Genomic DNA, 22,063 nt, shown 5'->3' with positions numbered 1-22,063 from the left:
GTCACCTTTTGTTCCACTTGATGCGGGGAGCCGTCATGCTGTTGGCCGAGGTTCAGGCGTCATCTGCTGATGTCGCCGACGCGGGGCTGCGGCTCGGTGTCGTGATCTTGACGATGGGCGACCGGCCCGCGGAGCTGTCCGCATTGCTGGAGTCGGTTCTGAGCCAGGACGGGGCCGTCCCGCGGATCGTGGTGGTGGGCAATGGGGTGTCGTTGCCGCCGCTTCCGCCCGGAGTGCAGGGCGTCGAGGTCGAGAAGAACCTCGGGATCTCCGGAGGCCGGAACGTCGCGCTGACGACGCTTCGGGAGCACGGCGACGTCGATGTGGTGATGTACCTCGATGATGATGGCCTGCTTCCCGAGCCGACAACGGCCCAGAGGGTACGGGAGGCGTTCGCCGAAGATCCCGAGTTGGGCATCGTGAGCTTCCGGATCGCCGATGAGTCCGGCGCCACGCAGCGCCGTCACGTGCCTCGGCTGGGTGCGCGGGATCCGCTCCGCGGTGGTCCGGTCACCACGTTCCTGGGCGGCGGGAACGCCATCCGGATGGCCGTTGTCGAGCAGACCGGTGACTGGCCGGAGGAGTTCTTCTACGCGCATGAGGAGACCGACGTCGCCTGGCGCGCTCTGGATGCGGGCTGGCGGATCGACTACCGCCCTGACCTGCTGTTGCAGCACCCTCGCACCAGCCCGACGCGGCACGCGATGTACTACCGGATGATCGCCCGGAACCGGGTCTGGCTGGCCCGCCGCCACCTGCCCGCCGTACTGGTCCCGGTCTATCTGGGCGTGTGGCTGCTGGTGACGGTGCTGCGCCGACCGCCGCTGGCCGGCCTGCGTGCCTGGGTCGGCGGTTTCACCGAAGGTGTCCGTACGCCGTGCGGGCCACGGCGGCCCATGTCGTGGCGTACCGTCTGGCGGATGACCTCGCTTGGCCGGCCGCCCGTCATCTGAGCACGCCCTCCACGCCCTCCACGCCCTCGATGAGCCAGTATCTCCAGGTCGACGATCGCGTTCTGTGGAATCCGTCGAGCGGAGTCGCTCGGCTCTTCGTGCGGACGGCGGAGGCACTCGCGCCTGAGGCAGGGCTGCCGACGGGGCTCGGCCCCATGGTGAACGATGAGTGCGAGATCGACTTGGCGGCGTTCACGGGGTTCGTGAGCGCGCTGATCCGGCGCTACGAACGATCCGACCATCCGATCCTTCATTCGCTCATGGACGGTTTCATCGCGACGGCTCTGGTGCTCGTCCAACGTGGCGGCGCGACGCTTTCCGTATCTGACGCGAGAGACGAGGGCCTGAGGGACGTCCAGGTGGGACCGTACGCCGGATGGTCCCCGAGCAGCCAGGTACTGAGCACCGAGCGCTGGGCGACTCTTGTCGATCAGCACGCTCAGGCGATGCCGCGCTGACGCCGCCGACCCGGGGCCTCCCCGGGGCACGCCCTCGCCCATGACGGCCGGCGCGGATGGCGTTTGCCCTGGTTCGGTGGGGTTCGGGTGGGGCATGCCTCGATGAGGGTGTGGTCGGTCGCTGGGGCGGGTTCTCGGGGGAGGGCGTCGTGCTCGAGGTGATCGGGGCCGGGTTCGGGCGGACCGGGACACTGTCGTTGAAGCTCGCGCTGGAGAGGCTCGGGTTCGGGCCATGCCATCACATGCTCGAGCTCATCGACAATCCGGAGCAGTTGGATCGGTGGTCCCGGGCGGTCGAGGACGGCGACGCGGACTGGGATGAGGTCTATCGCGGCTATCGGGCCACGGTCGACTGGCCGGGGGTGGCGTTCTGGCGGCGGCTCGTCGACCGCTATCCCGCGGCCAAGGTGATCCTCACCGTCCGCAGCCCGAAGAGCTGGTACGAGAGTGCCCGCGAGAGCATTTACCGCGCCACGTCGATCTGGCCGGCGGATCCGACCGGCCAGCGCCGGCGGCGCCTCGTGCAGCGGGTGGTGTGGGACGGGGAGTTCGGTGGGCGGTTCGAGGATGCCGCGTACGCGAAGGCGGTGTTCATCGAGCATAACGACGCGGTACGACGCGAGGTCCCGGGCGAGCGGCTGCTGGAGTTCCAGGTCAAGCAGGGCTGGGGGCCGTTGTGCGGCTTCCTCGGCGTGCCCGTACCCGATGAGCCGTTTCCCCGTGCCAACGACCGGCAGGAGTTCGCCGAACGGGTCGCCCAGCGGCAGGGGCGGTGAAGCCCCTTTCGCAGTGGCCCTCTTGACTCAAGATCGTTTTCTGCGCTTGGCTGCCTCGTCCCCCAGTGGAGTGAGGTAGCAGTGAAGAAGAAGACACAGTTCGTTCTCAGCACCGCCGGTCTCCTTGCGCTGACGGCGTGTGGCACCGGGAGCCCGGCGGCAGGCAAGGCCGCTCCGGTCGCGCGGTCGGTCCAGGTGACGGCCGACACGTACCGGAACTATGCCGACCTCGCCCGGCACGAGAAGGAGGGCCGGGACTACAAGCGCGTGCAGCGTACGGTGCGCGGCGCGAAGGTGGTGCAGATCGCGATTCACGGTGGGCTGATCGAGCCGCCGACCACGCAGCTCGCCGACTACGCCGCGAGTTCCGGTCGCGACGACTACTACTCGTTCATGGGGATCAAGAAGTCGGGCAACCAGAAGCTGCACATCACCTCGACCCACTTCGACGAGCCGCGGGCGTTGAAGCTCGTGAAGGCTTCCAAGTACACCGTGTCCTGGCACGCAGCCAAGGGCGACCGGGCGGTGACGTACGTGGGCGGGCGGGACACCGCGCTGGTAAAGAAGATCATCAAGGCGCTGAACGCCAAGGGGTTCAAAACGGCGGTGCCGGCGTCGAAGATCGAGGGCCAGGATCCGAAGAACATCTGTAACCGGAACCAGCGTGGGAAGGGCGTGCAGCTGGAGATCAGCACGGCGCAGCGGAAGGCGTTCTTCAAGAGCGGGCGGCTGGACGGGGACTGGATCGCGAATCCGGCGCACCGGACGCAGGCGTTCTACGCCTACGTGAAGGCGGTCGACGCCGTACTGGCCGGCCTCTGATCCTGCGGAAAGCAGTCGTCCACCAGGAACAACGTGCCACCTGGTCACCCGTAGAGGACGGCGGTCGCGGCGATTAGGCTGCGATCAAGGCGCGGAGGCGCCCCGTACGGCTCGGGAGCATGCGTGGCCTCGGATCCAGAGGATCTTCCCCCCAGACTCGCCCGCGGCATGATGTGGACCGCGCTCGGTCTGCTCTTCGCCATCCGCCTGATGAGCGGCAGGTCTGAGGGCGTTCCCTGGTCGCACCTGCTGCTCACGATGGCTCCGTACCCCGCGCTCATGGCGGTGCTGGCCCGGCGTGGTCCAAAGCCCTACGCGCTCCTCGTGGCCGTGGCGGCGTGCTACGCGGCGCCGTTCCTCGTCCTCGGCGCGGACTGGGCGTGGCTGCCGTGGCCGGTCGCCGTCGCGGTCCTCTGTCTCCTGCCCGCCCGCGCGGCGTGGCCGTCGTTCGTCCTCGTCCTGGCCGTCACGGCGGTCGGCGGCCTGCTCATGCGTGAATCGCTCGTGGTGACGCAGTCGCGGGTGGCCGCCACCGCCACCGACGGGCTCATCCTGTTCAGCCTGTACACGTTCGCGGACATGGTGAGCGGCCTGCACACCGCCCGCGGTGAGCAGGCCCGGCTGGCGACACTGCGCGAACGGCTGCGGCTGGACGGCGAGCTGCGCGAGGTGGTGGGCGGCGATCTGCGGTCCATCGCGGAGCGGCTGGAGCGGGCGGCGCGTTCCGTCGGGGACGAGTCCGAGGTCGTACGGACGGGCCTGCGGGAGGCTGTCGACATCGCCCGCGGCACGCTGGCACGCATCCGCGCCACCGCGGGCGAGTACCGCACCTCGGGCGGGCCCGGGGCGGCACCGATCGAGTCGCCGCTGCTCGCCCGCCGCGTCCTGCTCGCCGTGCTGCTTCTCCAGGCGACGAAGGTGCTGTTCGAACTGGGTTTCGCGGAGAACGGCCGACCCGCGCTGATGCTCGTGGGCGTCCCGCTGCTGTACGGGATGGTGGCGCTCCAGATGGCGCAGCTGCGGCGGCCGACCCGGACCCGGCTGGTCCTGATCGTGCTGGCGGTCGTGCCCGCGGCGCTGCCGGGCTCCTATCTCGACCTGGGGCTGGGGTTCTTCATCGACGTTTGGGGCCTGGCGACCGGAGCCGTCCTGGCCTACGTGCGGCCGCCGCGCTCGTGGGCGATCGCCGCGCTGCTGCTGGCCGGGCACCTGTGGGTCTACTTCTCCCCGCCGCCGGTGCCGCCCACCGCGACCATCGTCACCGGGGTCATCTCGCACCTCATCCTGGCGTGGCTGGTCTACAGCCTGACCCGACTGGCCGATCTGGTGGTGCTGCTCGACCGGGCGAGGCATGACCTGGCGTCGGAGGCGGTCGCCAGGGAACGCGTCCGGATCGCCCGCGACCTGCATGACGTCCTCGGGTTCAGCCTGTCGGCGGTGGCGCTGCGAGGTGAGTTGGTGCTCCGGCTGGTGGAGCGCGAGCCGGCCCGGGCCGGGACCGAGCTGACGGCACTCCGCGCGCTCGTCGGCAGGGCGCGCGGCGAGCTCGGCTCGATCGCGGACGGGCGGATCCGGCTTCGGCTGCGCCGTGAGATCGACACCGCGCTGGAGGTGCTGGCGGCTGCGGGCGTCGCCGCCGACGCCACGGTGGAGACGGGGCGACTGCCGGACTCTCTCGACACCGCCCTGGCCGCCGTGCTCCGCGAGAGCGTCACCAACGTCCTGCGGCACAGCGACGCCCGTACGTGCGTGATCTCCGTCGTATGCGGAAACGGTGTCGTACGGCTGCGGGTCGTCAACGACAGGGTACGGCCGCCGGAGCGCGGCCGGGGCGGGGGATCAGGTCTGGCCGGGCTGGCCGAGCGCACCGGCGGCCGGCTGACCGCGGAGCGCGGGCCCGGTGGGACGTTCGAGGTCGTGGCCGAGTTCCACTCAGATCCAGCCTGCTTCGGACGCGACGCGGATGGCGTCCGCCCGGATCCAGCCTGCTCCGGAGGCGACGCGGATGGCGTCCGTCCAGATCCGGCCAGCCTCGGAGGCAACGTCCGCTCAGATCCAGCCGGCCTCGGAGGCGATGCGGATGGCGTCCACCCGGTTGCGGGCGCCCAGCTTGGCGACCGCTGACGTCAGGTAGTTGCGGACCGTCCCGTACGTCAGGAAGAGCCGCTCGGCGATCTCCATGGGCTGTGCCCCGGTCGCAGAGAGGCGCAGCACCTCGGTCTCCCGCTGGGTGAGCGGGTTCGCCGGGGCGCGCAACGCGGCCAGCGCCAGCGTCGGGTCGACCGCCTGACCGCCCGCGGCGACCGTGCGGATCGCCTCGACCAGCTCGGCCGGACGGATGTCTTTGGGGACGAACCCGGCAACCCCTATGTCCAGCGCCCGGCGCAGCTCGCCCGGTTTGCTCAGCGCGGTGACGATCAGAACCCGGCAGCCGGGCAGGCGCTCGCGCAGCGTGGCGGCCGCCGTGACGCCGTCCATCCCGGGCAGGTCGATGTCGATCAGCGCCACATCGGGCCGGTGCAGCTCGGCCGCGGGCACGATCTGGGTGCCGGCGACGACCTCGGCCACGACGTCGATGTCGTCTTCCAGTCGGAGCAGCTCCACCAGCGCCTCGCGCAGGAGGTGCATGTCCTCCGCGATCAGTACTCGGATCATCCGCTGCGCTCCACCTCGGTGATCCACCGGTATGCGAAATGCATAGGAACCCCGTGTCGGTCGCACTGTCCCCGCACCTGCCGGGTCGGCGAGCATCGTGCACGTCGGACCGCGTCGCGCCGCCGGGCGATGTGGGCCTCGGTGACCAGCCTCGTGAAGTCCTCGTCCTGGAGCGCCTCGCCCTTGCTGAAGTCCTCGTCCTGGAGCGCCTCGCTCCCGTACCGGCGGTAGATCGCCTGCTCGGAGGCACCACTGCGGACGGCGATCCCCTCCATGCTCACGCCCCGCACCGTATTGGAAGGAGAGGTGTCGTGCGAACGCGTTCCTCGACCCCCGTACTGCTCGCCCTGTCGCTCGGGTACTTCGCTCTCGGCACCGCGTCGCTGGCGGTCATCGGCCTGAGCGCCCCGATCGCCACCGACTTGCACGTCCGGCCGGCCACGGTCGGCACCCTGGTCACCGTCTTCGCGCTGGTGTTCGCGTTGGCCGCACCGGCCGCCGCGATCGTGTTGGGCCGGATGTGCCGGCGCCGGGCGCTGCTCCTCGGGCTGGCCCTGCTGGTCGTGGGCGACCTCGGCAGCGCCGCCGCTCCGAGCTTCGCGGTGCTCGACGCCGCCCGGGTGGCCGCGGGCCTCGGCGGCGCGATCTTCGGTCCGGCCGCGTCCGCCGCCGGATCGATGATCGTTCCCGAGGAGCAGCGGCCCCGGGCGCTGGCCACGGTCTTCGCCGGGATGACCGCCGCCACGGTGCTCGGTGTGCCGCTGGCGTCGGCGGCGGGCGGGACGGTCGGCTGGCGCTGGGCCTTCACCGGGATCGCGGCGCTCACCGCCGTCGCGATGGTGCTGTTGGCCTGGCTGCTCCCTTCCATCGAGGCGGGTCCGGCGCCCACCGCGCGGGTGTTCGGTGCGGTTCTCCGCACACCCGGTGCGCTGCCGACCGTGTCCACGACGCTCCTGGTCATGGCCGCGCAGTTCGTCGTGTACGGGGTGGCCGGCGCGTACTTGACGGCCAGGTTCGGGGCCGGCCAGACCGTGGTCTCGCTCGTGCTGCTCGTCTTCGGCGCCGTCGGACTGCTCGGCAACGCCGCCAGTTCCCGGATCTACGAACGCGTCGGCGGTGCCCGGACGATCGCCGTGCCGCTGATCGGGCTGACGGTCGTCTTCGCGGGCCTCACGGTCGCGCCCCGTTCGATCGTCGTCGCCGTCGCGGTGTTCGGGGTCTGGGCGTTCTTCAGCGCGTCCTTCATGGCACCGCAGCAGGCCCGCCTGGTCGAGCTGCTCCCCGAGCAGCGCGGGATCCTGCTCGCCCTGAACGCCTCCGCCCTCTACCTCGGCATGAGCATCGGCAGCCTGCTCGGCAGCCGGCTCCTCCCAGAGGTCGGCGCCCGGCCGCTGTCCGCCCTCGCCCTACTGCCACTCGCGCTCGCGGTGGCCGCGCACGTCGCGTCCGTGCGGCGCGGCGCCCGCCCGAAGAGCGACACGGACATCCCCGTGCTCGCCCATCACTGAATCACAGAGAAAGAAGAACCGGAATGTCACAGCTGATCCGCGACTACATCGAGCTCGTCTGGAACCAGGGCCGCACCGAGGAGGCCGAGCGGTTCCTCGCCGAGGACCTGATCCAGCACAACCCGAACCTGCCGAACGGCCGCAAGCCGCTGGTCGACTTCATCGACGGGCTGCGGGAGCAGCTCCCCGAGCTGCACTTCGACATCCGCCGGACGGCCGCCGAAGGCGACCTGGTCTTCGTCCACAGCCTGTTCACCACCCAGCCCGGTCACCGCGGTGTCGCCGTGCTCGACGTGTTCCGCGTCGCCGACGGGCTGATCGCCGAGCACTGGGACCTGCGGGAGGACGTCCCGGAGACCACGGCCAGCGGCAATCCCATCGTCTGACCCTTGGAATCGGAGCACGGCACATGAGCACCACCCTCGACGGCAAGGTCGCCATCATCACCGGCGCGGCCACCGGCCTCGGCTCGACGATCGCCGTTCGGCTGGCGGCCGAGGGCGCTTCCGTCGTCGTCGACCACCTCCCCGACCAGGCCGAGAAGGCCGCGGACGTCGTCGCGCGCGCCGAGGCGGCGGGCGGCAAGGCGATCGCGGTCGCGGCCGACATCGCCGACACCGAACAGATCGGGATGCTCTACCGGATCGCCACCGAGCGCTTCGGCGGCGTCGACATCCTGGTGAACAACGCCGTCCTGCCCGTCCTCAAGCCGATGGCGGAGGTCAGCGAGGACGAGTTCGACCGCAGTTTCCGGGTCAACGCCCGGGCACCGTTCTTCGCCATGCAACTCGCCGCGCGGCACATGCGCAACGAGGGACGCGTCATCAACGTCTCCTCGCACACCACCGGGCTGTTCTTCCCCCGGTACGGCCTGTATGACGGCGCGAAGGGCGCGCTGGAGCAGTTCTCCCGGGTCTTCTCCAAGGAGATCGGGGAACGGCGCATCACGGTGAACGTCGTGTCGCCCGGGCCCACGGACACCCCGGAGTTCCGCACCCGTCCGGCCGACTTCATCGCGAGCCTCGAGAAGATGACCGCGATGGGCCGCATCGGCAGGCCCGGCGAGATAGCCGACGTCGTCGCCTTCCTCGCCTCCCCCGCGGCGAGCTGGGTGACCGGCCAGAACATCCGCGTCAACGGAGGAGTCGTATGACACCGGCTCCTCTCGACGAGCAGACGATCCTCATCACCGGCGCCACCGACGGCCTGGGGCGCGCCCTGGCCCGGGAGCTCGCCGCCCGCGGCGCGACCCTGATCCTGCACGGCCGCGACGAGACCAAGGGCGCCGCGCTCCTGGCCGAGCTGCGCGCCGAGCCGGGCGGCGGGGACGGCGACCGGTTCACCTTTGAGAAGGCCGACTTCTCCTCGCTCGCCGAGGTACGGTCGCTGGCCGAGCGGGTTGCGGCCCGCGACCGGCTCGACGTCCTGGTCAACAACGCCGGGATGGGGGTCGAGCTGAAGCGCCGCGAGAGCGACGAGGGACACGAGTTGACCTTCCAGGTCGACTACCTGGCCACCTACATGCTGAGCTGCCTGCTCACCCCGTTGCTGGTCCGGTCCGCGCCCGCACGCGTCGTCAACGTCAGCTCGGCCGGCCAGGCCCCGCTCGACTTCGACGACGTCCTGCTCGAACACGACTGGGACGGGGTGCAGGCCTACTGCCAGGCCAAGCTGGCGCAGATCATGCTCACCATGGACCATGCCCGACTGCTGCGCGACACCGGCGTCACGGTCAACGCGCTGCACCCCGCGTCGTACATGCCCACCAAGATCGTGACACACCTCTTCACGGTGCAGAGCACCCTCGAGGAGGGTGTGGCGAACACCGCGCGCCTGGTCACCGACCCCGCGCTCGCCGGCGTCACCGGGGTGTACTTCAACCGAACGAGTGAAGCCCGCGCCCACCCGCAGGCCTCCGACCCGGTGGCCCGCGCCCGGCTGCTGGAGATCAGCGAACGGCTCACCGGCGTTCCCTTCCCGGATGTCCGGAACCGGCCGACGAATGACACCTCTCGGAAAGATCAACATATCGGCGGATCCGGTTAGCATCGGGAGAAGAACGTTCGTTTTGTATGGCGCCCCCGACTGCCACGAAGGGGGCTTCCCACACACGAGAGGACGCGCTCGTGCTCGAGGTGATCGGGGCCGGGTTCGGACGGACCGGCACGCTGTCGTTGAAGCTCGCACTGGAACGGCTCGGGTTCGGGCCGTGCCACCACATGATCGAGCTGATCGACAATCAGGAGCAGCTGGACCTGTGGTCGCGGGTGGTGGAGGACGGCACCGCGGACTGGGACATGGTCTACCGGGACTACCGGGCGACGGTCGACTGGCCGGGGGTGACGTACTGGCGGCAGCTCGTCGGCCACTACCCGGAGGCGAAGGTGATCCTCTCCGTCCGCGAGCCGCGGAGCTGGTACGAGAGCGCCTACGAGAGCATCTATCGTGCCCGGTCGTACGTGACGTCGGCGAACCAGGAGCGGCGGGAGTTCATAGGACGGCTGTTGTGGGATGGGACGTTCGGTGACCGGTTCGAGGACGCCGAGCACGCGATGGCCGTCTTCACCGAGCACAATGACGCGGTACGGCGGGAGGTGCCGGCCGAGCGGCTGCTGGAGTTCCAGGTGAAGCAGGGCTGGGGGCCGCTGTGCGACTTCCTCGGCGTGCCGGTCCCCGACGAGCCGTTCCCTCGGAGCAACGACCGGCAGGAGTTCGCCGCCCGGGTCGCCGCCCGGATGCGCGAGGGCGAATAGGTCAGCGGCCGCTGCGGGCGGCGCGCCAGCGGCTCGGGGACAGGCCCTCCTGACGCTGGAAGAACGTGCTGAAGTTCGCGGCGTCGTCGAAGCCGAGGCGTTCGGCGCAGCGCGCGACGGACAGGTCGGTGTGGGCGAGGAGGCGCTTGGCCTCCAGCAGGATCCGCTGGTCGAGGAACTGCTTGGCGCCCACACCGGCGGTTTCGCGGGTCGCCCGGGTCAGGGTCCGTACGCCGTAGCCGAGCGCGCGGGCGTACTCGGCGACGTGGTGCCGCCGGGTGAAGTGTTTCTCCACGGCGGCGCGGTAGCGGCGGAAGACCGTGTCGTCCTCGGCCGCGGCGGAGGTGCCCGGTCGGTCCGGGAGCACCCGCAGGGCGAGCGCCGCGAGCAGGTGGGCGAGCACCGGCGACGATGCCAGGCGCGGGTCGGCCACGGCCGCGGCGTGTTCGTACGTCAGGTGGTCCGCCGCTCGTACGCTCAGGTCCCAGGCGTTCTCGTCCAGTTGCCAGCACGCCGGGGCGAAGACGTCCGCCGCCGCCCGGGCCGCGGGACCGGCGGGCAGGAAGCCCTGCTCGAACAGCACCAGCGGGCCGTCGAGATCGTCGACGTCGGTCCAGCGGTGGACGACGCCGGGCCGGATCCACACGACGCTCCGCTCCTGCAGGGCGTGGTCGACGAAGTCGGCGGTGTGCCGTCCCGTACCCGACCGTACGAGGGCCAGGACGTGGAAGTCCGGGCGCTGTGGGCGGGTCCGCCGACGGTCCGGGTCCATCTGGCGCAGGCGTTCGAAGCCGAGCACCTCGACGCCGAAGCCCGCTCCGGGGGCCGGGGAGTAACGGAGCTGCCGCACCCCGGGGAGCTGACCGGTTTCCACAGCAGTCACGCGCCTTTCGACCGTGTTTCCCTCCCACGACGACCGTAGCGTCGACCTTGCGATCTTGCAGTAAGTGGGCCGGTCGGCACGGGCGGCCCGACAGTGCGGAGGAGACCATGGTGATGACGGAAACCACAATCGCGGTGGCGGGCGGGGCGGTCGGCGTGTGCCGGCGAGGGCGGGGCGGGCCGGCGCTGGTCCTCGTGCACTACTGGGGCGGGTCCGCCCGTACGTGGGACGCGGTGGTGGAGCGGCTGCCGGCCGACCGCGACGTCGTCCGCTTCGACCAGCGCGGCTGGAGCTCGTCGCGGCGACTGCCCGGCCCGTACGGTCTCGATCGGCTCGCCGGTGACGTCATCGACGTCGCCCAGGGGCTCGGCCTCGAGCGGTACGTGCTGGTCGGGCACTCGATGGGAGGCAAGGTGAGCCAGCTCGCCGCCGCCCGGCGTCCGTCCGGACTGGCCGGGGTGGTGCTGGTGGCTCCCGCGCCGCCGCGGCCGCCGGTCACGGTGACCGCCGAGTTTCAGGGGTTCCTCGCGCACGCGTACGACTCGCCGGGGGCCGTCGAGCAGGCGCTCGACCAGGTGCTGACCGCCACCCCGCTGGATCCGGCCGTACGGGAGGCCGTCGTCCGCGACAGCATGGCGGCCGACGCCGGCGCGTACCGGGAGTGGCCGCTGCACGGCATCGCGGCGGACGTCACGGACGCCGCCGGGGCGATCGACGTGCCCGTCCTCGTTCTGGCGGGCGAGCGCGACCAGGTCGAGCCGCCTCAGGTCCTGCGCGATCATCTGCTGCCCTGGATCCCCCACGCGCGGTTCGACGTGATCCCCCGTGTCGGGCACCTGCTGCCGCTGGAGGCGCCGGAGGCCGTCGCCGCGGCTTTGGAGGGCTTCGCCGCCGACCTCGCATGAAGACAGGGCACGGTCGGTGTGTCACGGCCACCGACCGGCCTCATCCGGCCCGACGCTCGGTCAGGACTCGGAGATGACGCTGTTGATCCAGTCGCGGTAGTAGCCGATGCCGGTGTAGATGTCCGGGGCTCCACCGCAGGTGTCGCTCACACCGCGGCTGTCGACGCCCTGGAGGACCCAGCGCTGGTCGATCAGCGAGAGCAGCGGGGAGCCGGAGTCGCCGCCGCACGGGCCACGGACACCCTCCGGGTTGTCGGCGCAGGTGTCACCGACGGCGATGCCGTACGCGTCGCTTCCGTTCTCGTCGACGTGGCACTTCGTGGTGTCGTCCGGAATGATCTTGGTGTCCAGCTGCTGGAGGGTCGTCGGGAGCTTGCTCGGGTCACCGATATCGCTGTTGGAGGTGTACCCCCAGCCGATCTCCCGGACCTTGGTCCCCGGCGAGGGGAGGACGGTGGCCATCGGCACCGTCTTCTCGGTGACCGGCGCGGTCAGGTGCAGGAGCGCGACGTCCTTTCCGGTGACCTTGTCCGGGTAGAAGATCCAGCCGGGGTGCAGGACGATCTTGTCGAGCTTCGCGATCGTGCCGCCCGTGGTCCGGTCCTTCGAGCCGATCCGGACGTGGAAGATGGTCGGGTCCATGGGCTGGGACGGGGTGGTGTCCGAGCCCTCGGTGGACACGCAGTGCGCCGCGAGGACGACCCACTGCGGCTTGATCAGGGCGCCGCCGCACCGGTGGGAGTCCGGGTTGCCGTTGCGCAGATACTCCAGCGAGACCATGAACGAGTACGTCTGGTCGGCCGGCTGCCCGCCGACGATCTTGGGTGAGGGGTCACCGGCCGCCTGTGCGGCGCCGGCGGTGGTCAGCGCGCCGGTGAGGACCGCTGCCGTCGCCACCACGCGGGCGAACAGCCGTCGTCGGCCGCCGGAGGAGGCGTTCGAAGCCGAGGTCATGGGGGGTTGACTCCCGTCCTTTTTCATCGCTGCGTCGTGAGCACAGCCTCAAGTCAGGCGGTATGTGGACGCAGTTGACATTGGCCGTCATCGCCGGACGGTACCGGCTCCGGACAGGAAGTTGATCTTGAAACAGATGTGATCATCATCTCAGCGACGGCGCCGAGACCTCGGGCGCCGTCAGCGTACGGTCGCGCGCAGGTGACAGACGATCACCCGTAACCTGACATTTTGTAACTGGGGTTAACTATGGTGCTCCCGAGATAGAAGTTTCTTATCCCCCGTTAGGAGCATTCAGGGTGAAGAAGGTGCCCACCGCCCTCTTGATCGCTGGAGGCGTCATCACCGCCTCAGCCGTCGCCCTGGCCGTCGGATCCGGCGCGCCGACGACCCACGTCGAGCGCACCAGTGCCCAGACGCCCGTCCGTACGGTGACCCAGGGAAGCGTCGCCACGACGGCGGTCGCGCCCAACGCCTACACCGTGAAGATCGTCGGGCAGTACCAGAGCAAGAACTCCTGGTGCGTGCCGACGGCCAGTTCGATCAGCCTCCGCAGCTTCGGCATCACGGTGAGCCAGACCACCCTCGCCAAGAAGATGGGGACCACCAGCAAGGGCACCATGGCCAAGACCGCCGTGCCGGTGCTCAACGCCTACGTCAGGTCGAAGACGAGCACCTACCGCACCGGCGACGACATCAGCAGCGGATCCAAGCTGATGAACCTGGTCGCGAACGACGTCGGGGTGCTGCACCGGGCCACCGTCCTGGGCGTCTGGATCGACGACCTGCCCTGGAGCGGCAAGGGCTGGAAGAACAACACCGGGCACGCGATCGTCGTCTACGGCTACAACAAGTCGAAGGGCACCATCACCGTCTGGGATCCGTGGAAGATGACCAACGGCAAGAAGACCGGCGGCACGCACGTGATCAGCGCCAAGAAGCTCGCCGCCGTCTCCCAGAAGGGCGGCATGTACTACGTCATCCACCGGATCCTCTGACAGCCCGGCACCCGCTCAGCCGACGTAGGTCACGTGCGGGTTGATCACGGCGTGGGTGTCGGTGCTGCCGCCGACCGCGCCGGTGAAGCCGACCAGCACCTTGGGCGGCAGGGTGACGGCGACGTCGAGGACCTGCTTGCCGTCGATCTGGACGACCATGTGGCTCGCCGTCGTGACGCGCACGTCGACCGCGTGCGTTCCGGTGCGCAGGGGCGGGATGGCGGTCGTCGTCTTGAGGTAGGTCAGCGCGGCCGAGCCCGGCTTCGCCGTGCCGACGCCCGCGATGTCGCGAGCCCCGCCGCTGCCCCACGTGTCGAGCGCCGCGAACACCGCGGGCAGACCCGCGACGCCCAGGCCCGAGCCCGCCGCGCCGATCGAGGTCGGCGCGGCGGCGCTCGCGTCGAGGAGGGCGACGGTCAGGCCGTCGGCGCCGGTGGGGTGCGCGCCGCCGATCTGGGCGGTGAACGTGACGTGGAGCCCGCGCGGCGGGACCGGGATCGCGTTGACGAACGTTCCCGCACCCGACTTCTGGCCGTCCTGGGTGAGCGTGGCGGTGCTGCCCGAGACGGTGGTGTAGCCGCTGTATCCCCAGGTGGAGGTGGTGAGGTCCGGCAGCTCGTCGTCGCCGTTCCCGGTGAGCGGCACGACCGTGCTGCCGCTGGCGGTGGTCACGGTGAGGCTCCCCGTGAACGTGCCCCCGACGGCGGGCTTGAACGTCACCGGCACGCTCACCGACGCGCCCGGGGCGACCGTGGTGCGCACCGCGGGCAGGGACGCGGTGTACGGGACGTCGGGCGGCGCGACGGCCGAGACGGTCTCGGGCTGGCCGCCGCGGTTGGTGAGCGTGACGGTCGCCGTGCCGGTGCGGCCGACCTGGACGTCGCCGAAGTCGAGTGACATGGGTGCGGCGGTGAGCGGCGCGCCCTTGGCGGCGACGGTGGTGATCGTGACGCCGCGTACGAGGTGGGTGTCGGCGCGGGTGCCGGTGCCAGCGGTGAAGCCGGGCAGCGCGGTGGCCGGCAGGGAACCGGCCGGGGGCGTGACGCCCAGGAGCCGTTTGCCGTCGACCGCGACGGTGAGGCGGCCGCCGGTCACGGTGACGTCGACCGTGTGGGTGCCGCTGCGCAGCGAGCTTGGGACCTTGGCGGTGGCCCGGTAGGTGAGGGTCGTGCCGCCGGGGCCGGCCGCGACACCGGTGAAGCCGGCCGCGTTCCGGGGAGTGGCGAGGGCGACGGCGACGCCGCGCAGGCCGAGGAAGCCGAGGCCCGAGCCGGTCCTGCCGACGGAGGCGGGGGTCTGCGTGCGCGGGTCGAGGAGCGCGAAGGTCAGCCCCTCGCCGCCGGTGCCCGGGCCGAGCTTGGCGGTGAAGCGGGCGTGCAGGCCCTCGGTCGGCACCGCGCGGCGGTAGAACGACGACCCGGCCTTCAGCCTGACCGCGGGGGTGAGCACCAGGTCGCCGCCGGTGAGTTTCGCGGCCCCGTTGACCGACCACGTGGCGGCCTCGGGCGCGGTGAGCGTGCCGGTCCCGGTGCCGGTCAGCTTGACCGACATGAGTCCCTGCCCGGCGTCGCCGGTCAGGTCGTACGTCGCGGTCTGCAGGCCGGGCTTGGCCGGCGTGAAGGTGACCGACTGGTGGACGACGTCGCCGGGGCTGATGACGGTGCCCTCGGCGAGCGGCGCGGTGCTGCTGAAGTCGCCGATCGGGGCCTTGGCCTTGGGGACCGTGACCGGCAGGTTGCCCGCGTTGGTGATGTCGAAGCTCAGCGTGCGGGACGAGCCGGTGGGCAGCGAGCCGAAGTCGACGCTGCCCGGGGTGATGACGAGCCTGCCCGCGCCGGTCACCGCCGTGCCGGTGACGGGGATGGTGAGGGTGCCGGCGGTCGAGGCGACGGTGACCGAGGAGGCGTCCGGCCCGGGAGCCGTCGGCGCGTACGTCACCGCCACGACGAACGACCCGCCCGGCTTGACGACGGTGTCCGCGGCGGGCAGGCCGGTCGCCGTGAACGGCCCGGTCGTGCCGGTCACCGAGGCGATCGTCTCGTCGGCGGTGCCGGTGTTGGTGACCTGGACGTTCACGGTGGCGGTGGAGCCGACGGGCTGGTCGTTGAAGGTCGCGGCGGCGGGGGTCGCGGTCAGCCCCGGCCTGGTGGCCAGGCCGCCCAGCGTGAAGCCGACCGTGCCGGCGTCGGTGGTGACCCACAGGACGCCGCCCGCCGCGCCGGGGCCGGTGGGCGTGAACGTCACGGGCAGGTCGACGGTCGCGTCCTTGGCCACCGACAGCGGCAGCGCCGGGGCGGTGACGCCGAACGGCGCCGAGGCGGACACGCCGGTGATGGTCAGGTCGCGGGTCGCCGTCAGCGTGAGCGTGCGGGTCCCGGCGCCGCCCACATCGGTGGTGCCGAAGTCGACCGGGCTGCCGGTGAGCGCGGAGGCGGCCGGGCGGCCGAACCCGATGACCTTCCCGTCCCGGGTGCCGACGAAGACCCGGCCGCCGTCGGTGGCCGGGACGGTGAACTTCACCGCCGTGCCGATCGGCGCGGACCACAGCGGCCTGACCGGCCCTGCGCGTCGGGCACGGCCGAGTACGCGCGCAGCTGGGCGTTGCCGCCCTTCGGGCCGTCGGCCCACACCGCCCAGACGACCGCGGTGTCCGCCTTCCCGCCGTCCGAGGTGACCACTGGGGAGCCGGAGGTGTACGGGAACGTCTCCGCGCTGGTGCCGACCTGGGTGAGCGCGGGCAGGTCTCCGCTCGCCCCGCCCTTCAGCGCGCGCAGCGGACCGCCGTTGCCGATCAGGTAGACGTAACCACCGTCGTCGCCGGACCAGGCGGCCGGGTGGCCCCACTGCCCCTGGTACGGGCCGATGACGCCGAGGACCGCGTCGGTGCCGCCGGGGCCCTGGGACCGGCCGCCCAGGGCGTCGCGGTCGAGGAGGAACACCCGGCCGTCCTTGCCCTGCTGGACGAGGACGTGCGGGTGCGCGCTCGTGCCGAACGAGTCGGGCAGGGCGAGCGGACCGCCGGAGCCGAGGTCGGTGTCGTTGGTGTCGAGCTTGGGAGCGTTCGCCGGGCTGAAGAAGTCGGCGGCCGACAGTGCGCCGCCCGCCCCGACGTCGAGACGGACGACCGACTCCGACAGCGTGCCGGGCGGCTTGGTCCCCGGGCCGGCTGGGGCCATGACGCCGTTGCCGGTGCTGAGGAACACGCGCCCGGGCCCGTCGGAGACCAGGCCGCCGCCGGCCTGCCAGATGCCCGCGCCCTTGTTGGCGGACGTCACCTCGCTCGCCCACATCGAGGTCACCTTCGCGGCCGCGGTGCTCACGCCGACGACGTAGCCGCGGTACTGCCCGTGGTCGCAGTGCGCGCCGAACCCGGCGTAGACCGCGCCGTCGAGCAGCAGCAGCCCCGGCCGCTGCATCTCGACCATCGGGTCGAACGCCACGGTCGGGTCGTTGGTCGCCGTCCCGGCGATCGTGACGGGCCAGCCGGGCCGCTCCGCGCCGCCGTCCGGGTCGAGGGCGTGCATGTACCAGTGCGGGTGCTGCATGTCGGGGCCGTCGTTGACCTTGGTGGTGAGGTAGACGGCCTTGGTCGCTGGGTCGTAGACCGGCGCGGAGGTGCTGCCGAGGTCCGGCGCCAGGTCCCCGCAGGTGATGGCCGACGCCGGCCAGGACGGGCCGAGGGCGCGCTGCCACGTGATCGCCCCGGTGGCCGGGTCCAGGCCGTAGACGTTGTTGTGCTCGGTCGTGGCGATGAGCGTGCCGCCGACCGACAGCGGCTGGGCATAGACCTGGCCGTCCAGCTGCGTCGCGAACAGCTGCCCGAAGTCGGACGAGCCCACGGAGGCCGGGCCGAGGCCGGCCTCGCCGGAGTCCCACCCCGTGCGCAGCGGATCACGCGAGACGGTGGTCACGTCGCCGGCAGCGGGCACGGGCGTTCCCAGCGCGACGGCCACGGCCGTCGCCACCACCGCGGCGAGCAGCGTACGCGCCGCCCGTGAACCGGCGAGCCGCATCCCCAACCCCATCCCCCGAGGCGACGCCCTACCGGCTCGCACATTCCGCACAAAAGTAGACAAACAAGGTTCGAAACAGATTTAACCGGCGTTACGGACGTATAGGGCACGGCTGCGACACGGCATGGGTGTGGTGACTGTCACCCAAGGCGTAGAGCAGGGTGTTCACCGGTTCGGCTAGTCTCTATAACGATCGGGTCACGGCCAGGTCCGCTATCGGAACAGGCCATCGGGCCGTACCCAGAGTCCTCACAGGCACCGCCCAGGATGCGGAGAGTTTCGGGAGTTATCCCTAAGGAAAGAACGCGGCAAGGGGGGTGCGATGCGCAGAATGTTGTGTTCGGTGAGTGCGATCGTTCTACTGGCCGGCTGCGGCTCGGCACACGGGACGACGCCCAAGGTCCAGGCCGATCGCCCGGCCGCCCACCCGTACCCGACCAGCAGCGCAGCAAAGCCGACCACCACACCGACGACTCCCCTGCCGAACGGCACGCCGACCGCCCAGGCCGCGGTGTACGGCCGCCGGGTCGGAGCGCTGTTCTCCCACGACACCTCGGGAACCCACTTCTGCACCGCCAGCACGGTCGACAGTCCCAACCACAACCTGATCATCACCGCCGCGCACTGCCTGCACGGCGGCAAGGACAGTGACTACGCCAGCGATCTGGTGTTCGTCCCCGGCTACCGCAACGGCAAGGCCCCGTACGGGATCTGGAAGGTCCGCACGCAGCTCGTCGACACCCGCTGGGCGAACGGCTCGGACGAGGACCTCGACGTCGGCTTCGCGGTGCTCGCGCCCCTGGACGGCAAGAACATCGCCGACGTCGTCGGCGCCAACACGCTCGCCATCGACGCCGGCTTCTCCAACGTCGTACGGGTCACCGGCTACCCGATGCAGTCCGACAAGCCGATCACCTGCGTGAACTCCACGTCCAAAGAGGACACCTACCAGCTGCGCTTCGCCTGCAACGGGTACTTCCCCGGCACCAGCGGCAGCCCCTGGCTCACCGGCTACGACCCGAACACCCGCGTGGGAAAGGTCGTCGGCGTGATCGGCGGTCGCGACGAAGGCGGCGACGAGGACGACGTCTCCTACAGCTCCTACTTCGACGGGGATGTCAAGCACCTCTACGACGAGGCAGTACGGGAGAGCGCGCCCCAGTAGGCAAAGATGGGGCCATGGACGTCGACGTCATCGTCATCGGGCTCGGCCCGGGCGGAGAAGAGGCAGCCGGCAGCCTGGCCGAGGCCGGACTCACGGTGGTGGGCATCGAAGACCGTCTCGTCGGCGGTGAGTGCCCCTACTGGGGATGCATCCCCAGCAAGATGATGATCCGCGCGGCCGACCTGCTGGCCGAGGGCCGCCGCATCCCGGGCATGGCCGGGGACGCCGAGGTGCGGCCGTCCTGGGCGCCGGTGGCGCGCCGGGTGCGGGAGGCCACCGACAACTGGGACGACAAGGTCGCGGCCGACCGGTTCACCGGGAAGGGCGGCACGCTCGTACGCGGGAAGGGCCGGATCACCGGCCCGAACGAGGTCACCGTCGGCGACCAGGTCTTCCGCGCCCGCAAGGGCATCGTGATCGCCAACGGCACCGCGGCGGCGATCCCGCCGATCGACGGCCTGCGCGACACGCCGTACTGGACCAACCGGGAGGCCATCGAGACCACCGAGGTCCCCGAGTCGCTGATCGTGCTGGGCGGCGGGGCGATCGGCGTGGAGCTGGCCCAGGTGTTCGCCCGATTCGGCAGCCGGGTGACGGTGGTCGAGGCCCTGCCCCGGCTGCTCGCCCTGGAGGAGCCCGAGTCCAGCGAGCTGCTGCAGAAGGTCTTCGAGAACGAGGGCATCCAGGTCCGTACGGGCGCGAAGGTCGAGCACGTCCGCCACGACGGTGACGCGTTCGTCCTGAACGGCGACCTGCGCGCCCAGCGGCTGCTCGTCGCCACCGGGCGCCGTACGGACCTGAAGGCCCTGGGCGTCGCGGCCGTCGGCCTGGACGAGAACGCCCGGTTCGTCGACACGGACGAGCGGATGCGCGCCGCCGACGGCGTGTGGGCCCTCGGCGACGTCACCGGCAAGGGCGCGTTCACGCACATGTCGGTGTACCAGGCGCGGATCGTCGTACGCGACATCCTCGGGCAGGACGGCCCGCTCGCCGACTACCGCGCCGTGCCGCGCGTGACGTTCACCGACCCGGAGATCGGCGCGGTCGGCCTGACCGAGCAGCAGGCCCGTGAGCAGGGCATGGACGTGCGCGTCCACCACACCGACATCTCCGTGTCCACCCGCGGCTGGATCCACAAGGCCGAGGGGTTCCTCAAGCTCATCGAGCACGACGGCGTGCTGGTCGGCGCGACGTCCGCCGGGCCGGTCGGCGGCGAGGTGCTCGGCGCGCTCGCGGTGGCGGTCCACGGCGAGGTCCCCGTCGAGCGCCTGCGAAGCATGATCTACGCCTACCCGACCTTCCACCGCGCCATCGAGGCCGCCCTACTCTGAGCGGCTCAGCCGTCCCGGCCGGTGAGCCGGCGGAAGAGGCTCTTGGCGGCACGCTCGTCGAAGGCTCCGCTGATCTCGACGCTGCCGCCGGTGATGGCCTGGGCGACCATCGGCGCGGAGACCACCTTGTCCCCGACCACGATGGCGATCTCGTTGCCGGGCTGCTGCGCCGCGGCGGCCTGGCCGCTCAGCGCCGCGAAGGCCTGGGCGTCCGCGGACTCCAGGTCCAGGCCGAGCGCCCACGACCTCCTGCCGTGCGCGGCGTCCGGTGACTCCACCGTGATGACCTTCACCCGGCTCACGGTCATGGCGCCGGCGGCGCCGAGCCGGTAGCACGTCCGGCCGTCGGCGTCCGGCACGCCGCCGCCCGAGCACGGGCCCGGAGACTCCGTGGTCACCTGCTGGAACCGGATCGGCGTCTTCAGCGCGCCCGAGGCCCGGGTCGGCTCCTTGTTCCCGGTGAGGAGCAGGATCGCCGTCGCCGCCCCGGCCAGCAGCACCACCGCCGCGACGGCGACGACCGCGATGAGCGGACCACGCCCGCGCCGGGGCGGGCCCGGTGCGAAGCCCTGACCGGGGCCGGGTCCGTACGGCGGCGGAGCGTACGGGTGCGGTCCGGGTGGCCCGTACGGTTCTGGACCTGGAGGCCCGTACGGCCCGGTGCCCGGGTTCTCGGGGGCACCGTACGGCGGTGGGGCCGGCGTCCCGGCAGAACCGTGCGGCCCGGTGCCCGGGCTCTCATACGGTGATGGGCCCGGCTGCTCGGCAGGGCCGTACGGGCCGGGGTTCTCGGCCAATGTCTCCTCCGGGCACAAGAGCGATCTCGCCCCTGTCCTACACGACGGGGACGTCGCCGGTCGAGACCGTCTGCTACTCGAGGTTGTCGCGGACGGTGGTCAGCAGGCGGATGAACTGCCGGGCCTCGGTGTCGGTGAGCCCGGCGGTGGCCTGGGCCTCGGTGTCCGCCCATGCGTCGGTCACGGCGTCCACGACGGCCTCGCCGCGTTCGGTCAGCCGCAGGCGGGTCACGCGGCGGTCGCCGGGGTCGGTGGTGCGCTGGATGAACCCACTCCGTTCCATCCTGGTGAGCGCCTTGGCGATGGTGGGCTGTTCGAGGCCGATCCGCTGGACGAGTTCGGCCTGGGTGGTGTCGGGGTTGTGGTGGATGTCGACGACGAGGAGTTCCTGGCCCAGGTGCAGGCCGAGTTCCGCCATCCGCCGTTGCAACGCCGAACGGTGCGCCCGGGTGGCGTGGGCGAGCGCGTAACCGACCGGCCCGTTGTCGGCGGCGACCTGACGCCCGGTGGTCATGCCGGCACTACCTGGCGATCGCTCTGGACCCGGGTGAGGACGCGCTGCCACAGTCCGGAGATCTCGCGTCGCGGGTCCTCACCCACCAGGACGCCGTGGTCGTCGACGTGGCGGTGGGCGTGGCCGACCGCCACGTCGAGGTCGGACAGGACCTCGGCGCCGGACCGCCGGAGCAGGTCGGCGAGCTGCAGTTGGGCGAACGCGCCGCCGAAGCGGTTCGGTGAGGCGCTCATCAGCACGACGGGCTTGCCTGCCAGCGGGCGAGGCGGCGCGAGAACCCCCAGCCAGTCGACGACGTCCTTCATGTTGCCGGGGATGCCGCGGTTGAGTTCCGGCGTCACCAGCAGCAGCACATCGGCCGCCGCGACCCGGTCTCGCAGGGCCGCGACGGCCGGCGGGAACGGACGCCCCATGGTCGCGTCGACGCGGGGAACCTCCGCGTTGCCGTCCCATGCCTCCACGCGAAGCGGGGCGTCGGCCAGTTCCCGCGCGGCGAGCAACAGCACCCGGTTCAGGGATCCCGCCCGCACGCTCCCGCAGATGCCGAATACGTCGATGAATTCCATAGCCGGGAATCT

The 22,063-nt window shown here is 71.3% G+C and carries 23 protein-coding genes; 14 read left to right on the top strand and 9 right to left on the bottom strand.

The features are described from left to right. Nucleotides 1–35 precede the first annotated feature (35 nt). The 5 genes from ACYVF7_RS02035 (at nt 36) to ACYVF7_RS02015 (ending at nt 5,133) form a co-directional block, all read left to right on the top strand. A complete protein-coding gene (locus ACYVF7_RS02035) occupies nt 36–953 on the top strand; it encodes a glycosyltransferase family 2 protein (RefSeq protein WP_460333932.1) in 918 nt (305 codons plus the stop codon). 29 nt (nt 954–982) lie between these two features. Further along, nucleotides 983–1,411 carry a DUF6086 family protein gene (locus ACYVF7_RS02030; protein WP_460333929.1) on the top strand — a complete coding sequence of 143 codons (429 nt, stop codon included), beginning with the start codon at nt 983–985 and terminating at the stop codon, nt 1,409–1,411. 149 nt (nt 1,412–1,560) lie between these two features. Next, the gene (locus ACYVF7_RS02025) at nt 1,561–2,187 is read left to right on the top strand and encodes a sulfotransferase family protein (RefSeq protein ID WP_460333926.1); all 627 of its coding nucleotides are present in this window, start codon (nt 1,561–1,563) and stop codon (nt 2,185–2,187) included. 81 nt (nt 2,188–2,268) lie between these two features. Next, nucleotides 2,269–3,009 (top strand): poly-gamma-glutamate hydrolase family protein, encoded by a 741-nt coding sequence (locus ACYVF7_RS02020; RefSeq protein WP_460333923.1) that lies wholly within the window; start codon nt 2,269–2,271, stop codon nt 3,007–3,009. 123 nt (nt 3,010–3,132) lie between these two features. Then, entirely contained in the window at nt 3,133–5,133 is a 2,001-nt protein-coding gene (locus ACYVF7_RS02015; protein ID WP_460333920.1) for a sensor histidine kinase, read from the top strand. Here ACYVF7_RS02015 and ACYVF7_RS02010 read toward each other — a convergent pair. Both ACYVF7_RS02010 and ACYVF7_RS02005 read right to left on the bottom strand, forming a co-directional pair. Next, nucleotides 5,059–5,664, bottom strand: coding sequence for a response regulator transcription factor (locus ACYVF7_RS02010; protein WP_460333917.1), 606 nt, complete (start codon nt 5,662–5,664; stop codon nt 5,059–5,061). The genes ACYVF7_RS02015 and ACYVF7_RS02010 overlap by 75 nt on opposite strands. Further along, on the bottom strand, nt 5,661–5,945 hold the full coding sequence (locus ACYVF7_RS02005) for a hypothetical protein (protein WP_460333914.1): 285 nt from the start codon (nt 5,943–5,945) through the stop codon (nt 5,661–5,663). The genes ACYVF7_RS02010 and ACYVF7_RS02005 overlap by 4 nt, the downstream gene beginning before the upstream one ends. A 30-nt stretch (nt 5,946–5,975) precedes the next feature. Here ACYVF7_RS02005 and ACYVF7_RS02000 point away from each other — a divergent pair, with 30 nt between their 5' ends. The 5 genes from ACYVF7_RS02000 to ACYVF7_RS01980 all read left to right on the top strand — a co-directional run bounded on the left by ACYVF7_RS02000 (nt 5,976) and on the right by ACYVF7_RS01980 (nt 9,925). Further along, entirely contained in the window at nt 5,976–7,172 is a 1,197-nt protein-coding gene (locus tag ACYVF7_RS02000; protein ID WP_460333911.1) for an MFS transporter, read from the top strand. Between the two features lie 23 nt (nt 7,173–7,195). Beyond that, nucleotides 7,196–7,558: a nuclear transport factor 2 family protein gene (locus tag ACYVF7_RS01995; RefSeq protein WP_460333908.1), complete on the top strand. Its 363-nt coding sequence runs from the start codon at nt 7,196–7,198 to the stop codon at nt 7,556–7,558. A gap of 23 nt (nt 7,559–7,581) precedes the next feature. Next, nucleotides 7,582–8,325 carry an SDR family oxidoreductase gene (locus tag ACYVF7_RS01990; RefSeq protein WP_460333905.1) on the top strand — a complete coding sequence of 248 codons (744 nt, stop codon included), beginning with the start codon at nt 7,582–7,584 and terminating at the stop codon, nt 8,323–8,325. Further along, nucleotides 8,322–9,218 carry an SDR family NAD(P)-dependent oxidoreductase gene (locus ACYVF7_RS01985; RefSeq protein ID WP_460333902.1) on the top strand — a complete coding sequence of 299 codons (897 nt, stop codon included), beginning with the start codon at nt 8,322–8,324 and terminating at the stop codon, nt 9,216–9,218. Before ACYVF7_RS01990 ends, ACYVF7_RS01985 begins: the two co-directional genes overlap by 4 nt. An 80-nt stretch (nt 9,219–9,298) precedes the next feature. Next, nucleotides 9,299–9,925, top strand: coding sequence for a sulfotransferase family protein (locus ACYVF7_RS01980; protein WP_460333899.1), 627 nt, complete (start codon nt 9,299–9,301; stop codon nt 9,923–9,925). A gap of 1 nt (nt 9,926) precedes the next feature. On the opposite strand, the gene ACYVF7_RS01975 is transcribed toward ACYVF7_RS01980, so the two are convergent. Then, complete coding sequence (locus ACYVF7_RS01975; RefSeq protein ID WP_460333896.1) at nt 9,927–10,808, bottom strand: helix-turn-helix domain-containing protein; 882 nt, start codon at nt 10,806–10,808, stop codon at nt 9,927–9,929. A gap of 113 nt (nt 10,809–10,921) precedes the next feature. Here ACYVF7_RS01975 and ACYVF7_RS01970 point away from each other — a divergent pair, with 113 nt between their 5' ends. Next, complete coding sequence (locus ACYVF7_RS01970) at nt 10,922–11,713, top strand: alpha/beta fold hydrolase (protein ID WP_460333893.1); 792 nt, start codon at nt 10,922–10,924, stop codon at nt 11,711–11,713. Between the two features lie 60 nt (nt 11,714–11,773). Here the strand turns inward: ACYVF7_RS01970 and ACYVF7_RS01965 are convergent, their stop codons facing one another. Further along, nucleotides 11,774–12,667, bottom strand: coding sequence for a S1 family peptidase (locus ACYVF7_RS01965; RefSeq protein ID WP_460333890.1), 894 nt, complete (start codon nt 12,665–12,667; stop codon nt 11,774–11,776). A 299-nt stretch (nt 12,668–12,966) separates the two neighbouring features. Here ACYVF7_RS01965 and ACYVF7_RS01960 point away from each other — a divergent pair, with 299 nt between their 5' ends. Then, the gene (locus ACYVF7_RS01960; protein WP_460333887.1) at nt 12,967–13,665 is read left to right on the top strand and encodes a C39 family peptidase; all 699 of its coding nucleotides are present in this window, start codon (nt 12,967–12,969) and stop codon (nt 13,663–13,665) included. A 15-nt stretch (nt 13,666–13,680) separates the two neighbouring features. On the opposite strand, the gene ACYVF7_RS01955 is transcribed toward ACYVF7_RS01960, so the two are convergent. Both ACYVF7_RS01955 and ACYVF7_RS01950 read right to left on the bottom strand, forming a co-directional pair. Continuing rightward, nucleotides 13,681–16,185, bottom strand: coding sequence for a choice-of-anchor D domain-containing protein (locus ACYVF7_RS01955; protein WP_460333884.1), 2,505 nt, complete (start codon nt 16,183–16,185; stop codon nt 13,681–13,683). Beyond that, nucleotides 16,182–17,690 carry a hypothetical protein gene (locus ACYVF7_RS01950; RefSeq protein WP_460333881.1) on the bottom strand — a complete coding sequence of 503 codons (1,509 nt, stop codon included), beginning with the start codon at nt 17,688–17,690 and terminating at the stop codon, nt 16,182–16,184. Before ACYVF7_RS01950 ends, ACYVF7_RS01955 begins: the two co-directional genes overlap by 4 nt. A gap of 331 nt (nt 17,691–18,021) precedes the next feature. Here ACYVF7_RS01950 and ACYVF7_RS01945 point away from each other — a divergent pair, with 331 nt between their 5' ends. After that, nucleotides 18,022–18,843, top strand: coding sequence for a trypsin-like serine peptidase (locus tag ACYVF7_RS01945; protein WP_460333878.1), 822 nt, complete (start codon nt 18,022–18,024; stop codon nt 18,841–18,843). A 14-nt stretch (nt 18,844–18,857) separates the two neighbouring features. Then, nucleotides 18,858–20,174 carry a dihydrolipoyl dehydrogenase family protein gene (locus ACYVF7_RS01940; protein WP_460333875.1) on the top strand — a complete coding sequence of 439 codons (1,317 nt, stop codon included), beginning with the start codon at nt 18,858–18,860 and terminating at the stop codon, nt 20,172–20,174. Nucleotides 20,175–20,179: 5 nt separating this feature from the next. On the opposite strand, the gene ACYVF7_RS01935 is transcribed toward ACYVF7_RS01940, so the two are convergent. The 3 genes from ACYVF7_RS01935 to ACYVF7_RS01925 form a co-directional block, all read right to left on the bottom strand. Then, on the bottom strand, nt 20,180–20,971 hold the full coding sequence (locus ACYVF7_RS01935) for a SecDF P1 head subdomain-containing protein (protein WP_460333872.1): 792 nt from the start codon (nt 20,969–20,971) through the stop codon (nt 20,180–20,182). A gap of 73 nt (nt 20,972–21,044) precedes the next feature. After that, nucleotides 21,045–21,485 carry a MarR family winged helix-turn-helix transcriptional regulator gene (locus ACYVF7_RS01930; RefSeq protein WP_460333869.1) on the bottom strand — a complete coding sequence of 147 codons (441 nt, stop codon included), beginning with the start codon at nt 21,483–21,485 and terminating at the stop codon, nt 21,045–21,047. Then, nucleotides 21,482–22,051 (bottom strand): NAD(P)H-dependent oxidoreductase, encoded by a 570-nt coding sequence (locus tag ACYVF7_RS01925; protein WP_460333867.1) that lies wholly within the window; start codon nt 22,049–22,051, stop codon nt 21,482–21,484. Before ACYVF7_RS01925 ends, ACYVF7_RS01930 begins: the two co-directional genes overlap by 4 nt. Nucleotides 22,052–22,063 lie beyond the last annotated feature (12 nt).

The organism is Actinoallomurus acanthiterrae, assembly GCF_054775715.1.
The sequence above is the reverse complement of the archived record's forward strand: the minus strand, read 5'-3'. Positions and strand labels throughout refer to the sequence as shown.